The sequence below is a fragment of the Kitasatospora sp. NPDC092039 genome (genome assembly GCF_044756065.1).
In the GTDB taxonomy this organism is placed as follows: Bacteria; Actinomycetota; Actinomycetes; order Streptomycetales; family Streptomycetaceae; genus Kitasatospora.
This window is the reverse complement of sequence record NZ_JBIVSD010000019.1, coordinates 69,168-83,201: the sequence shown is the minus strand read 5'-3', so window position 1 is coordinate 83,201 and position 14,034 is coordinate 69,168. Positions and strand designations below refer to the sequence as shown.

The window sequence follows — 14,034 nt, the reverse complement described above, 5'->3', positions numbered from 1 at the left end:
TGCATCACGCTCTGGTTCACGCCCTGGTCCACGCCCTGGTTCACGTCGTCCCCTCCGCCGGCAGCCAGACGGCCAGCCGCCATGTCGTTCCGTCCTCGTCCGGGCCCGCCGTGCTGCCGCCGTGCAGGGCTGCCGCCCGCTCCCCGATCCCGCGCAGTCCGCGCCCGCCGCCGGGGCGGCTCGGCCGGGCCGGGCCGAGCGGGTTGGTCAGTTCGATCTCCAGCCGGCCGTCGGCCAGCCCGACCCGCAGTCCGGCTGGGGCGCGCCCGGCGTGGCGCAGCACATTGGTCAGGCCCTCCTGCACGATCCGGTACGCCTCGCGGGAGACCGCCTCGGGCAGGCCGGCCAGCCCGGGCGCCAGCTCGGCGTCCACCGCCACCCCGGCGCGGCCGAGCTGGCGCAGCAGGTCGTCCAGCCCGGTGAGGGTGGGCCCGGCCGGTTCGGCGGCCTCCGGGTCCTCCTCGCGCAACAGTCCGAGCACGGTGTCCAGTTCGGCGACGGCGGCCCGGGCGGTCTCCTCGATCGCCGCGAGCGCCTCGGCGGCGAAGTCCGGGTTGCTGCGCAGCACCCGGGCGGCGGCCGAGGCCTGGATGCCGACGGCGCTGAGCGCGTGCCCGACCGAGTCGTGCAGCTCGCGGGCCAGCCGGTTGCGCTGGGCGAGCACGGTGGCCCGGCGCTCGGCGGCGGCCACCCGCTCCTCCGGGGTCGGGCCGAGCAGGGCGGGTGCCCATCGGGCGAGCAGCGCGCCGCAGGCGGCGTTGGTGCCGACGATCAGGAGGAGCACGCCGAGGCCGAGGGCGGGGCCGGTGGTCAGCCAGTCGGGGAAGTGCCGCTGCCAGGTGCGGACGAACTCCTCCGTCCCCGGGAAGCCGAGGAGCAGCACCACCGCGAAGGGGGTGCCGGCCAGCGTCATCCCGGCGACCACCCCGCCGAACAGGACGTGCAGCACGTACCAGAGCGCGGTGCGCCACCGGGCCGCCCAGGAGCGGGCCGGTCCGGTGGCCAGTTCCTCCGGCCGGGCTACCGAGCACAGCGCCCGGGCGGCCGCGCCCTCCAGGCCCCGCACCATCGGCACCAGCGCGGTGACGGCGGCCATCGGCAGCGAGGTGAGCAGCGACAGGACGTACAGGAGCAGTTGGCGGGCGGGCGACTGGTCGGGGTTGAGCGCCCCGAACAGCACCACCGACAGCATCCAGTACGGCATCAGCAGCGCGCCGCCCAACACCAGGTGCACCCAGCGCAGCCGGGCCCGCCGTCCGACCGCCGCCCCCGCCGTACGCCGCAAGCGGCCGCCCACCCCCGTGATCACCCGCGCGACTCTACGGCAGCGGCGCGCCGCTGGGCGCCCCGTTCGGTGAGCGCGACCGCCCCGACGGCCAGCACCAGCACGGCGGCCACCACCTGGGCGGCCTGCACCAGGGGCAGCAGCCCGGGCACGGCCATCCGCAGTTCGGTCACCCGGGTCGTCGACACCCCGAAGGCCACCAGCTGCCAGCCGCCCCAGCCGAACAGCGAACCGGCCGCCGTCCAGACCACCACCAGGGGCCCGAGCAGCCGGCGCCCCGGACGGATCCGGAAGACGATGCCCAGCAGTGCCGCGGTCGCGGCGACCGCCATCGCCGCAGTCACCCCGTCCATCACCACCACGCCCCGGTTGCGGTCCTCCGCCATGCTCTGCGGCAGCCCGGCGCTGCCGCCGAGCGCCCAGTAGACCCGGCCCGCCGCGACGCCCGCGGCGAGCAGCGCGGCGACGCAGGCGAGGGTGCGCTGCACGGTCAGGGTGGGGGAGTCGGGCAGGTCGCCGATCCGCTCCCGCAGCAGCCCGGCCCAGCGCCGGCGGGCGTACAGCGCGAAGGCGGTGATCAGGGCGAGGCCCTGGACGGTGAAGCCGCCGTACACGACGAGGAAGACCCAGTCGCCGACGCCCTTGTCGTCCGGGTCGCCGCGTTCGGGGCCGAGCACCAGGAGGCTCAGCAGGTACAGCGGCAGCGCGACCAGGATCGTGCCCAGCAGCCCGGTCGCCACCCACATCGGGAACGCCACCAGCCCGGCCGGGGCCCGCCGCCCCCACGGCCGGGCGAACGCCAGCGCCAGGGCCACGGCGATCGCGTCCATGCCGAAGGTCAGCAGGTTCACCAGCCACAGCCGGTCCATCTCGCCGGCGTCGTCCGATCCCACCGGATGCCCGGTCAGCCAGAGCAGCTTCAGGGTCAGGTACGGCCCGGTCGCCGCCACCGCCGTCCAGGCCGCCCCGGCCCGCACCGTGTGCTCGTTGATCCTCATGCCCCCACGGTCCCGCCGGGCCGCGCCCCGGGTCCTCCGCCCGGGGCGCGATCCCGCTCCCCCTGGCGGGGGATCTCCGGGCTCAGGCCATCCGGTGGATCAGCCGGTCCTCCTCGTCGGTGCGGCCGTCCGGATCGGCGACCAGGCCGAGCCGCTGGGCGAGCCGGCGGGAGGGCAGGTTGTCGGCGTGGATCAGGGCGATCACCGGGATGCCGGGGTGGCGCGGCAGCGCCTCGGCCATCGCGGCCCGGGCCGCCTCGGCCGCGTACCCCCGCCCCCAGGCGGACGGCCGGAACCGGTAGTAGAGGTTGAACACCCGTTCCCCGTCCAGCGTGTGCAGGAATAGACCGGCGAACCCGATGACCGTCTCCGGGTCCTCCCGGGTGGCGACGGCGCAGTACCCCACGCCGTCCCGCACCCAGTCGGCGACGAACCCGTCCAGCATCTCCCGGCCCGCCGCCCGGTCCCGCTGCGGCCCGTACGGGTTGTACCGGTTGGTCTCCGGGTCGCCGTGGATCGCGAACACCGCCTCGACGTCCCCCTCCTGCGGCCGCGTCAGCACCAGCCGTTCGGAGACGGCGACGATCGTGCGGGCGGTGGGGACGGTCCGGTCTGTGAGGTCGGCCTGGTCGGTCCGGTCGGTCCGGTCGGTGGTGGTCATGGTGCTTCCCCCGTCTTCGTAATGGCTGCATCGCAGGATAGGCCGTTACGGAGCCGGTCGTCCGGTTGATTTCCGGGGCCTGCCCGGGGCGTGCCGGGAAGGTGCGGAGCCGATGCGGAGCCGACGCCGGAGTGGGCTCGGGGCCGGTGGGCGCGGCCGGGCGCGGAGGTCTTGTTACTGACCGGTCGCTTGCCTATCATCCCGAGTGTTACAGCTTTACTGTCAAACCCCGAAGGGTTCTGCGGCCAGTGCGTGACACAAGCAGTGCACCGGGCCCGGGCGGTCCGGGTGCCCCGGCGGGTGGCCCGGGGGCCGGTGGCCCGCTGGCGGGCGTGCGGGTGGTGGAGCTCGCCGGAATCGGGCCGGGGCCGTTCGCGGCGATGCTGCTGGGCGACCTCGGGGCGGACGTGGTGCGGGTGGACCGGCCGGACCCCTCGCCGCTCGGCACCGACCCGGCGTACGACCTCAGCAACCGCAACAAGCGCTCGGTGCTCATCGACCTGAAGTCCCACGAGGGCCCCGGACGGGTGCTGGACCTGGTCGAGCGGGCCGACCTGCTGATCGAGGGCTACCGGCCGGGTGTCGCGGAGCGGCTCGGGGTGGGCCCCGCGGAGTGCCTCGCGCGCAACCCCGCGCTGGTGTACGGGCGGATGACCGGCTGGGGGCAGTACGGCCCCCGGGCGGCGACCGCCGGGCACGACCTCGGGTACGCGGCGGTCGCCGGGGTGCTCGGGATGGTGGCGGCGCCGGGCGGGGCCGAGGCGCCGCCCGGCATCCCGGCCAACCTGCTGGGCGACTACGCGGGCGGCTCGCTCTACCTGGTCGTCGGCCTGCTCGCCGGACTGCACCACGCCCGCGCCACCGGCGCCGGCCAGGTGGTCGACGCCGCGATCGTGGACGGCGCGGCACACCTCGGCAGCATGCTGTGGGGCCTGCTCGCGGCCGGCCACTGGCAGGACCGCCGGGGCGTCAACCTGCTCGACGGCGGCGCGCCGTTCTACGCGGTCTACCGGGCGGCCGACGGCGGCCACCTGGCCGTCGGTGCGCTGGAGCCGCGCTTCTACGCGGAGTTCGCCCGGCTGCTGGAGCTGGGCCCGGACGCGCCCGGCCAGTACGACCTGGCCCGCTGGCCCGAACTGCGCGCCCTGATCGCCGCCCGCTTCGGAACCCGGACCAGGGCCGAGTGGGAGGCCGTCTTCGCGGGATCCGACGCCTGCGTGGAACCGGTGCTGACGATGCGCCAGGCCGCCTCCGACGACCACCTGTCGGCGCGCGGGACGTACGTCGAGGCGGACGGCGTCACCCAACCCGCCCCCGCCCCGCGCTTCTCCGTCACCCCGGGCGCCCTGCGCCGCCCGCCGGCCCGCCCGGGCGCGGACACCGCCGAGGTGGCCCGGGACTGGGGCGTCCCGTCCCTCGACCCCTCCTCGGATCCCTCCCTCGACCCCTCCTCGGATCCCTCCCTCGACCCCTCCTCGGATCCCTCCCCCGACCCTTCGGCCGGCGCTTCGACCGGCGCTTCGGCCGGCGGCGCTTCGACCGACCCCTCGGCGAGTGCTTCGGCCAAGACTTCGGCCAAGACTTCGGCCAAGACTTCGGCCAACGTGCCGGCAGAGCAAGGAGAGTAGCGGTGCAGCGCGAGATCTTCACCGAGCAGCACGACGACTTCCGGGCCACCGTGCGGTCCTTCCTGGCCAAGGAGGTGCTGCCGCACTACGACCGCTGGGAGAAGGCCGGCATCGTCGACCGCTCCGCCTGGCTCGCGGCCGGCCGTCAGGGCCTGCTCGGCCTCGCCGTCCCCGAGGAGTACGGCGGCGGTGGCACCCCCGACTTCCGCTACGCCGCCGTGCTGGCCGAGGAGTTCGCCCGGGCCGGCGCCTCCGGTCTGGCGATCGGCCTGCACAACGACATCATCGGCCCCTACCTCACCTCGCTCGCCACCGAGGAGCAGAAGCGCCGCTGGCTGCCCGGCTTCTGCTCGGGCGAGCTGATCACCGCGATCGCGATGACCGAGCCCGGCACCGGCTCCGACCTCCAGGGCATCCGCACCCAGGCGGTCGACCAGGGCGACCACTTCCTGCTCAACGGCGCCAAGACCTTCATCTCCAACGGCATCCTCGCCGACCTGGTGATCGTGGTCGCCCGCACCACCCCGGAGGGCGGCGCGCACGGGCTGAGCCTGCTGGCCGTCGAGCGCGGCGCGCCCGGTTTCGAGCGCGGCCGCAACCTCGACAAGATCGGCCAGAAGGCCCAGGACACCGCCGAGTTGTTTTTCGAGGACGTCCGGGTGCCGAAGGGGAACCTGATCGGCGAGCTCAACGGCGGCTTCGTCCACCTGATGCAGAACCTCGCCCAGGAGCGGCTCACCATCGCCGCCGCGGCGATCGCCGGTGCCGAGTACCTGGTCGAGATCACCACCGACTACGTCAAGCAGCGCGAGGCCTTCGGGCGCCCGCTCGCCAAGCTCCAGCACGTGCGCTTCGAGATCGCCGAACTGGCCACCGAGTGCGCCGTCACCCGCGCGTTCGTGGACCGCTGCATCACCGAGCACAACCGCTGGGCGCTCACCCCGGTGGACGCCTCGATGGCCAAGTGGTGGGCCACCGAACTGCAGAAGCGCACCGCCGACCGCTGCCTCCAACTGCACGGCGGGTACGGCTACATGAGCGAGTTCCCGGTCGCCCGGGCGTTCACCGACGGCCGCATCCAGACCATCTACGGCGGCACCACCGAGATCATGAAGGAGATCGTCGGCCGGTCCGTCCTCGGCTGAGCGGTCCCCGTTCCCGCCGCTGTCCGTACCCTCTCGAGCTTTCCGCCCCGCGGACCTCCCGCCCCCGAAAACCCGCTGAAAGGCGTTCCCACCGTGACCACCGAAGCGTACGTCTACGACGCGATCCGCACCCCGCGCGGCCGGGGCAAGGCCTCCGGCTCGCTGCACGGCACCAAGCCGATCGACCTGGTCGTCGGACTGATCCACGAACTGCGCAACCGCTTCCCCGGGTTGGACCCGGCCGCGATCGACGACATCGTGCTCGGCGTGGTCAGCCCGGTCGGCGACCAGGGCTCCGACATCGCCCGGATCGCCGCCATCGCGGCCGGCCTGCCCGACACCGTCGCCGGCGTCCAGGAGAACCGCTTCTGCGCCTCCGGCCTGGAAGCCGTCAACCTGGCCGCCGCCAAGGTCCGTTCCGGCTGGGAGGACCTGGTCCTGGCCGGCGGCGTGGAGTCGATGTCCCGGGTGAAGATGGCCTCCGACGGCGGCGCCTGGTTCGCCGACCCGATGACCGCGTACGAGACCAACTTCGCCCCGCAGGGCATCGGCGCCGACCTCATCGCCACCATCGAGGGCCTCTCCCGCACCGACGTGGACGCCTTCGCCGCCGAGTCCCAGGCCCGCGCGGCCAAGGCCCAGGCGGACGGCCTGTTCGACCGCTCGGTCGTCCCGGTGCGCGACCGCAACGGCCTGGTCGTGCTGGAGCGCGACGAGTTCATCCGCCCCGGCACCACCGTCGAGACCCTGGCCGGCCTCAAGCCGTCCTTCGCCGCCATCGGCGAGGCCGGCGGCTTCGACGCCGTCGCCCTGCAGAAGTACCACTGGGTCGAGGCCATCGACCACGTCCACCACGCGGGCAACTCCTCCGGCATCGTGGACGGCGCCGCCCTCGTCGCCATCGGCAACCGCGAGGTCGGCGAGCGGTACGGGCTGCGCCCGCGCGCCCGGATCGTCTCCGCCGCCGTCTCCGGCTCCGAGCCGACCATCATGCTCACCGGCCCCGCCCCGGCCACCCACAAGGCGCTCGCCAAGGCCGGGCTCACCGCCGCCGACATCGACCTGGTCGAGATCAACGAGGCCTTCGCCGCGGTCGCGCTCCGCTTCATCCGCGAACTCGGCTTCCGTCACGACCAGGTGAACGTCAACGGCGGCGCGATCGCGCTCGGCCACCCGCTCGGCGCCACCGGCGCGATGCTGCTCGGCACCGTGATCGACGAACTGGAGCGGCGCGACCTGCGCTACGGCCTGATCACCCTCTGCGTGGGCGGCGGCATGGGCATCGCCACCATCGTCGAGCGCATCTGACCCCCCTCCCAGACCTGGAGCACCTGATGAGCGACACCACCACCATCCGCTGGGAGCAGGACCAGGACGGCGTGGTCACCCTCGTCCTCGACGACCCCACCCAGTCCGTCAACACCATGAACGAGGCCTTCACCGCCGACTTCGAGACCGTCGTCGGGCGCCTGGCCGAACTCGCCTCCTCCGACGCGCTGCGCGGCGTGGTGATCACCTCCGGCAAGAACACCTTCTTCGCCGGGGGAGACCTGCGGATGCTCTCCGCCGCCCGCCCGCAGGACGCCGGGGCCGTCTTCGAGAAGTCGATGCGGATCAAGCGCGCGCTGCGCACGCTGGAGACCCTCGGCAAGCCCGTCGTCGCCGCCGTCAACGGCAGCGCGCTCGGCGGCGGCCTGGAGATCGCCCTCGCCTGCCACCACCGGATCGCGCTGGACACCCCGGCCAGCCGGATCGGCCTGCCCGAGGTCACCCTCGGCCTGCTGCCGGGCGGCGGCGGAGTGGTCCGTACGGTCCGGCTGTTCGGCATCACCGACGCCCTGCTGAAGTTCCTCCTCCAGGGCCGCCAGTACCGTCCGGCGCAGGCGCTGGAGCACGGTCTGGTGCACGAACTGGTCGACACCCCCGAGGAACTGGCCGCCCGGGCGCGCGCCTGGATCGAGGCCAACCCGACCGCCGTCCAGCCCTGGGACGTCAAGGGGTACAAGATCCCCGGCGGCACCCCCGCCACTCCGGCCTTCGCCGCCAACCTGCCCGCCTTCCCGGCCAACCTGCGCAAGCAGCTGAACGGCGCGCCCTACCCGGCGCCGCGCAACGTCCTGGCCGCCGCCGTGGAGAGCGCGCAGGTGGACGTCGACACCGCGATGACCGTCGAGGCCCGCTACTTCACCGAGCTGGCCTGCGGACAGACCAGCAAGAACATGATCCAGGCACTGTTCTTCGACATGCAGGCGGTCAACTCCGGTGCCGGGCGCCCGAAGGATGTAGAGAAGCGGCTGGTCCGCAGGGTCGCGGTGCTCGGCGCCGGGATGATGGGCGCGGGCATCGCCTACACCTGCGCCAAGGCCGGCATCGAGGTCGTGCTCAAGGACGTCGGCGTCGAGGCCGCCGAGCGCGGCAAGGCCTACTCCGAGGGGTTGTTGGCCAAGGCCGTCGCGCGCGGGCGCTCCACCGAGGCCGAGCGCGACGAGCTGCTCGCCCGGATCACCCCCACCGGCGACACCGCCGACCTGGCCGGCTGCGACGCGGTGATCGAGGCCGTCTTCGAGAACACCGAGCTCAAGCACAAGGTGTTCCAGGAGATCGAGGGCGTGGTCGACCCCGACGCGCTGCTCTGCTCCAACACCTCCACCCTGCCGATCGGCGTGCTCGCGGAGGGCGTCGAGCGCCAGGCCGACTTCATCGGGCTGCACTTCTTCTCGCCGGTCGACAAGATGCGCCTGGTCGAGATCATCCGCGGCCCGCAGACCGGGGACGGCGCCCTCGCCCGCGCCTTCGACCTGGTCCGGCAGATCGGGCGCACCCCGATCGTGGTCAACGACTCGCGCGGCTTCTTCACCTCGCGGGTGATCGGCCAGTTCCTCAACGAGGGCGTCGCCATGGTCGGCGAGGGCGTCCACCCTGCCAGCATCGAGCAGGCCGCAGCCCAGGCCGGCTACCCCGCCAAGGTGCTCTCCCTGATGGACGAGCTCACCCTCACCCTGCCGCGCAAGATCCGCGACGAGTACCGGTGCTCGGTGGAGGCCGTCGGCGGCACCTGGACGCCGCACCCGGCCGACGCGGTGGTCGACCGGATGGTCGACGAGTTCGGCCGCCCCGGACGCAGCGGCGGCGCGGGCTTCTACGAGTACGGCGAGGACGGCAAGCGCGGGCGGCTCTGGCCGGGGCTGCTGGAGCACTTCGGCGGCTCGCCCGCCGACGTCCCGTTCGAGGACCTCAAGGAGCGGATGCTGTTCAGCGAGGCGCTGGACTCGGTGCGCTGTCTGGAGGAGGGCGTGCTGACCTCGGTCGCCGACGCCAACGTCGGCTCGATCCTCGGCATCGGCTTCCCGGCCTGGACGGGCGGCGTGTTCCAGTACATCAACGGGTACGAGGGCGGCCCGGCCGGCTTCGTGGCCCGCGCCCGCGAACTCGCCGCCGCGTACGGCGAGCGGTTCGCGCCGCCGGCGCTGCTGGAGCGGGTCGCGGCGGAGGGGCGGACGTTCACGGACTGAGCTTCTTGGACCGAGGTGCTCGGACTGGGGTTCTCGGACTGAAGTTCTCGGGCTGAGGCTCTCGGGCTGGGACTCTCGGGCTGGGGCTCTCGGGCTGACCGGCGGGTCGGTCCTTGCCCCGGTGAGGCCGTGCGGTGCACGGCCTCACCGGGTTCCTGCTCCTGCTCCTGTCGTGGCTGCTACCGGGCCTGCTTCTGCTCATGCTCCTGTTCGTGCTGGTGCTGGTGCTCGTGCTCGTGCTCCTGGCGCAACTCCTCGCCCAGCTCCTCCCGCAGGTACCGCTGGAAGGCCGTGACCAGTGCCTGCGCCACCATCGGCTGGATGTGGTCGGTCAGCGCCCGCATCCGGGCCAGCTCCGCCGGCTCCGGCTCGCTCTCCCGGTACGGCTTCCACACCGTCTCGCGGAACAGCCGCTGCAGCTCCCGCGCCGTCGCCCGGCTGTGCTCCAGCACCACCCCCCGGGCCGCCAGCAGCGTCTCCAAGGGGATCGGCACGTCCAGGATCCGCACGCCCAGCGGCAGCAGGCCGGGATCAACCCGGAACACCTCCGGATCGCCCGTCCGCTCCAGCGCCCCCATGGCGGCGAGCCGCTCGACCTGCTCCTCCGTCAGCCCCCGACCGGCCCGGCGCTCCAGCTGCGTCCTGGTGGCCTCCTCCGGGGTCTCCGGCGTCCAGGACGCCACCAGCGCCCGGTGGATCGCCAGGTCCAGCGGGGAGCTGTCCTCCGGCAGCCGCGCCAGGTACCGCTCGATCGCGGCCAGCGTCAGCCCCTGCCGCTGCAGTTCCTCGATCAGCTCCAGCCGGTCCAGGTGCGCCGCCCCGTACAGCCCCACCCGCCGCGGCCCCAGCTCCGGCGGCGGCAGCAGGCCCTTCGTCCCGTAGAACCGCACCGTCCGTACCGTCACCCCGGCCCGCGCCGCCAGCTCGTCCACCGTCAGCCGCGGCCCGGCTCCGGCTCCGGTCGTGGCCCCGGTCGTGGCCCCGGTTCCGGCCCCGCCGTGCTCCCCCATTTGCCGCCTCCCGCACTGGCACACTCCTGCTGTGACAGCAGCAGTGTGACAGTGCGGTGCATGGCGGTCCACCGATGGGGAGGGCGGTGCGGGGACGGGGCGTCCGGCCGGGTACGCCGACGCCCCTGCCGTCCGCCGGGGATCCGGTCCGGCTTCGGGCAGGGGCGTCGGGACGGTGTGCGCTGCGGGTCAGGCGAGGGCGGGGTGGTGGCGGCGGGTGACCTCGGGGTGGGCCCTGGTGTAGCCCTTCCACTCGTTGAGGCCGAAGTCGGCGAAGAGCGGGTTGTCCGGGTCCTCGGTGGCTCCGGGGGCGTGGTGGGCGAGCGGGAAGTCCAGCGGCTCGATGTGGGCGTCGAGGCGGGGGTTGTAGAAGAACGGCACCGAGAAGCGCTCGCGGGCGCCGGGCGGGCTGACCACCCGGTGGCTGGTGGCCTTGAGGTAGCCGTCCGTGGCCACCTCCAGCAGCTCGCCGAGGTTGACGACGAAGGCGCCGTCGAGCGGCGGGACGTCCAGGAAGGTGCCGTCCGCGCGCTCGACCTGGAGGCCGCCGACGGTGTCCTGCAGCAGCAGGGTGATGAAGCCGTAGTCCTTGTGGGCGCCGACACCCTGGCCGGCGCCGTCCGGGGCGGTGCCGGGGTAGCGGACCAGCTTCAGACGCAGGTGGGGGTGGCCCGCGAAGGCCTCGTCGTAGAAGTCGGGGCGGGCGCCGATCGCGGAGAGGAGTTCATGCAGCAGGCGACGGGCGACGTCGCCGAGGTGGTCGATCCAGCCGAGCGCGGCGGTGCGCAGCTCGGGCAGCGCCGCGGGCCACTGGTTGGGCCCCTCCAGCCACCAGTACGGGGGCTCGCCGGTGCCGGGGACGTGCGGGGGCAGCTCGGCGCCGATGTCCAGCTGGTCGCGCCAGTCCTGGCTGCCGCCGGTGCGCTCGTCTCCGGTGCGGGTGTAGCCCCGGTAGTGGGGGGAGTTGAGGTTGCTCACGGCGAGCCGGTCGGCCTCGGGGAGCGTGAAGAAGGCGCGCATGGCCCGGGTGAGCGCGGCGGTCTCCTCCGGGGTCACGCCGTGGCCGACGAGCTGGAAGAAGCCGACGCCGGTGGCCGCGGAGCGGAGTTCGTCGTGCAGCCGGCGGCGGTCCTCCGGGCTGCCGTCGGCGAGCGAGAGGTCGATCACCGGGAGGGCGTCGGGGACGGATCCGGCACCGGTTTCGGATATGGGGGTGTACTGCTGCGTCATGTGTGACATCCGCTGGGTCTCGTCCCGGCTGGTCCCGGTGGTCGACCGGGGACGGCCGGAGCAGCGCCTGGTGCGGCGGGTGCTCGGGAGCCGGGAGGTGGTGGCGACCGGGCAGGGGTCGCCGTTGAGGGTGGTGGCGCGAGGTTCAGCCGGAGCGTCGACAGGACATGGTCGTCACGCGGAGCAGGTCCACGTGGCGGCGGCGAACAAGGATGAGCACTCCACCAGCCTAATTGACCCGTTCCACGGCAGGCGAGCCCCCTACGGCGGAGGTCCATCCATCACTTGTCGGTGGACTATCAAGCTGTGGGGTGGTGGTGCTGATGGTGCTGCCGGTGGTGGTGTCGGCGCGCGGTCGACGGGCGGCCCCTTTCAGGAGAGGCGGTGTCGGGAGTCGCGGATTCGGGAGTTGCGGATTCGGGAGGCAGGGCCCCTTTCAGGAGTTGTTGAGGTAGGCCAGGACGGCGAGGACCCGGCGGTTGTCGTCGTCGGAGGGCTGGAGATCGAGCCGGACGAAGATCGACGCGGTGTGCTTGGCGACCGCCCGCTCGGTGATCACCAGCTGCTGGGCGATCGCCGCGTTGGACCGGCCCTCCGCCATCAGGGCCAGCACCTGCCGTTCGCGCGGCGAGAGGGTGGAGACCGGACCGGCCGAGGAGTTGTGGGTGAGCAGGCGGGTGATCACCTCCGGATCCATCGCGGTGCCGCCCTGGGCGACCCGTCGTACGGCATCGATGAACTGGGTGCCGTCCATCACCCGGTCCTTGAGCAGGTAGCCGATCCCGCCGGTGCTGCCGGCCAGCAGCTCGCGCGCGTACAGCTGCTCCACGAACTGCGACAGCACCAGGACGGGCAGGCCGGGGTGGGCCTTACGGGCCGCCAGCGCGGCCCGCAGCCCCTCGTCGGTGAAGCCCGGGGGCAGCCGGACGTCCACCACGGCGATGTCGGGCCGGTCCGCGGCCACCGCGGCGAGCAGTTGCTCGCCGTCCTCCACCGCCGCGGTGACCTTCATGCCGTTGGCCTCCAGCAGCCTGGTCAGGCCGTCCCGGAGGAGGAAGAGGTCTTCGGCGATGACAACGCGCACGGGATCTCCAGGTTCACGATGGTCGGCCCGCCGGGCGGGCTGCTGATCGCGAGCACCCCGTCGAAGGCGGCCAGTCGGCGTTCGGTTCCGCTGAGGCCGGTCCCCCGGGACGGATCGGCGCCGCCCCGCCCGTCGTCGGTGACCGATATCCGCAGCAGCCCGTCACTGTGCCCTACGTCGATCCACACCCGCGAGGCCCCGGCGTGCTTCACCGCATTGGTCAACAGCTCCGTCACCGCGAAGTAGGCGGCGGACTCCACCGGGGCGGGCGCCCGGCCGGGCAGGCCGCCGGTGAAGTCGACCGGCAGCGGCAGGTCCAGCGCCGTCGCCCGCACCGCGTCGGCCAGGCCGCGGTCGGCGAGCACCGGGGGGTGGATGCCGCGGACCAGGTCCCGCAGCTCGCCGAGCGCCTTCACCGAGGACAGCCGGGCCTCGGCCAGCAGCGGCCCGAGGGCGTCCGGGTCCTCCTTCAGCTGCTCGGCCACGGTCAGCAGCATGCCGAGCGCCACCAGCCGGGCCTGCGCCCCGTCGTGCAGGTCCCGCTCGATCCGGCGCAGCTCGGCCGCGCCGGCGTCGATGGTGTCCGCCCTGGTCCGCGCGAGGTGGCTGACCTGACGGGCGAGCTCGGCCCGCCGGGAGGGCCCGAGCAGGGCCCGGGCGGCCTTCTCGTGGATCCGCAGGGCCGGTGGGGCGGCCCACAGGACGGCCAGCGGCGCGGCGGTCAGGCCCATCGCGTAGACGACGCCCAGTGCGAAGAACCGTCCGTCCCGGCCGAAGACCTCCAGGGCGACCGGGGCCAGCAGGACGATCACACCGGTGAGCAGCACCGTGGCGCCGGTGAGCAGCGTCCAGGCGAAGTCCCGCCAGGTCGCCGGGTCGGTGAGCCAGCCGCCGGCCCGCAGCCGCTGCCACCGCCCGGCGCCGACCGGCCGGCGGTAGGGCACCGGGATCGGCCGCCCGCTCCACCTGCCGACCGTCCGCCTGCTCTCCGTCGCGATCCAGCGGGCGCCGAACAGCCCGAGCACCAGCAGCGAGGGCGCCAGCCAGACCGAGCCGGCCCGGCCGCCGGGCGCGGCACCGCCGTAGACGTGCGTCGCCATCAGCGCTATCGCCCCCGGGGCGAACAGCGCGGCGCCGACCGCCCGGCCGCCGCCCCCGGTGGCCCAGCAGAGCGCCCAGAGGGCGACCGGCGCCATCGGCACCGCCAGGATCAGCGGCCCACCCGGGTGGAGGCCCCGGGGCTCGTCCGGCCCGAACAGCGCGGCGGCCAGCAGGACCGGCCCGGCCAGCAGCGCCAGGAGGCCCGTCACGGCCAGCGTCACCGCGTACCAGGCGCGCACCCCGTCCGCGCAGGCCCGGCCGACCCGCAGGGCCAGCCCGTTCGGCACTCCCGCGTCCATGACGCCCCCTTTCCCTTCCGCGGCCCCCGTCCGGAGGCCTCGAAGCCGCGGCCCCGAAGCCCCCCGCGGACCCCGGTTCCG

The 14,034-nt window shown here is 74.0% G+C and carries 11 protein-coding genes; 4 read left to right on the top strand and 7 right to left on the bottom strand.

What is annotated here, in order from left to right:
- Window positions 1-40 precede the first annotated feature (40 nt).
- The 3 genes from ACIQI7_RS30690 to ACIQI7_RS30680 form a co-directional block, all read right to left on the bottom strand.
- The gene (locus ACIQI7_RS30690; RefSeq protein WP_401116328.1) at window positions 41-1,309 is read right to left on the bottom strand and encodes a sensor histidine kinase; all 1,269 of its coding nucleotides are present in this window, start codon (window positions 1,307-1,309) and stop codon (window positions 41-43) included.
- The gene (locus ACIQI7_RS30685) at window positions 1,306-2,283 is read right to left on the bottom strand and encodes a hypothetical protein (RefSeq protein WP_401116325.1); all 978 of its coding nucleotides are present in this window, start codon (window positions 2,281-2,283) and stop codon (window positions 1,306-1,308) included. The genes ACIQI7_RS30690 and ACIQI7_RS30685 overlap by 4 nt, the downstream gene beginning before the upstream one ends.
- A gap of 82 nt (window positions 2,284-2,365) precedes the next feature.
- Window positions 2,366-2,944: a GNAT family N-acetyltransferase gene (locus ACIQI7_RS30680; protein WP_401116322.1), complete on the bottom strand. Its 579-nt coding sequence runs from the start codon at window positions 2,942-2,944 to the stop codon at window positions 2,366-2,368.
- Between the two features lie 332 nt (window positions 2,945-3,276).
- On the opposite strand from ACIQI7_RS30680, the gene ACIQI7_RS30675 reads away from it, so the two are divergent.
- The 4 genes from ACIQI7_RS30675 (at window position 3,277) to ACIQI7_RS30660 (ending at window position 9,229) form a co-directional block, all read left to right on the top strand.
- Window positions 3,277-4,572 carry a CaiB/BaiF CoA transferase family protein gene (locus ACIQI7_RS30675; RefSeq protein WP_401116319.1) on the top strand — a complete coding sequence of 432 codons (1,296 nt, stop codon included), beginning with the start codon at window positions 3,277-3,279 and terminating at the stop codon, window positions 4,570-4,572.
- A gap of 2 nt (window positions 4,573-4,574) precedes the next feature.
- Window positions 4,575-5,717 carry an acyl-CoA dehydrogenase family protein gene (locus ACIQI7_RS30670; RefSeq protein WP_401116316.1) on the top strand — a complete coding sequence of 381 codons (1,143 nt, stop codon included), beginning with the start codon at window positions 4,575-4,577 and terminating at the stop codon, window positions 5,715-5,717.
- Between the two features lie 93 nt (window positions 5,718-5,810).
- Window positions 5,811-7,025, top strand: a complete 1,215-nt coding sequence (locus tag ACIQI7_RS30665; RefSeq protein WP_380451908.1) for an acetyl-CoA C-acetyltransferase — start codon at window positions 5,811-5,813, stop codon at window positions 7,023-7,025.
- A gap of 26 nt (window positions 7,026-7,051) precedes the next feature.
- Window positions 7,052-9,229: a 3-hydroxyacyl-CoA dehydrogenase NAD-binding domain-containing protein gene (locus ACIQI7_RS30660; protein ID WP_401116313.1), complete on the top strand. Its 2,178-nt coding sequence runs from the start codon at window positions 7,052-7,054 to the stop codon at window positions 9,227-9,229.
- A 179-nt stretch (window positions 9,230-9,408) separates the two neighbouring features.
- Here ACIQI7_RS30660 and ACIQI7_RS30655 read toward each other — a convergent pair whose 3' ends face one another.
- The 4 genes from ACIQI7_RS30655 to ACIQI7_RS30640 all read right to left on the bottom strand — a co-directional run bounded on the left by ACIQI7_RS30655 (window position 9,409) and on the right by ACIQI7_RS30640 (window position 13,953).
- Window positions 9,409-10,239 carry a MerR family transcriptional regulator gene (locus ACIQI7_RS30655; RefSeq protein WP_401116310.1) on the bottom strand — a complete coding sequence of 277 codons (831 nt, stop codon included), beginning with the start codon at window positions 10,237-10,239 and terminating at the stop codon, window positions 9,409-9,411.
- Window positions 10,240-10,428: 189 nt separating this feature from the next.
- Window positions 10,429-11,469: an isopenicillin N synthase family dioxygenase gene (locus ACIQI7_RS30650; RefSeq protein ID WP_401116307.1), complete on the bottom strand. Its 1,041-nt coding sequence runs from the start codon at window positions 11,467-11,469 to the stop codon at window positions 10,429-10,431.
- Between the two features lie 436 nt (window positions 11,470-11,905).
- Window positions 11,906-12,553 carry a response regulator gene (locus ACIQI7_RS30645; RefSeq protein WP_401116305.1) on the bottom strand — a complete coding sequence of 216 codons (648 nt, stop codon included), beginning with the start codon at window positions 12,551-12,553 and terminating at the stop codon, window positions 11,906-11,908.
- Window positions 12,505-13,953, bottom strand: coding sequence for a histidine kinase (locus ACIQI7_RS30640; protein WP_401116302.1), 1,449 nt, complete (start codon window positions 13,951-13,953; stop codon window positions 12,505-12,507). The genes ACIQI7_RS30645 and ACIQI7_RS30640 overlap by 49 nt, the downstream gene beginning before the upstream one ends.
- Window positions 13,954-14,034: the final 81 nt, after the last annotated feature.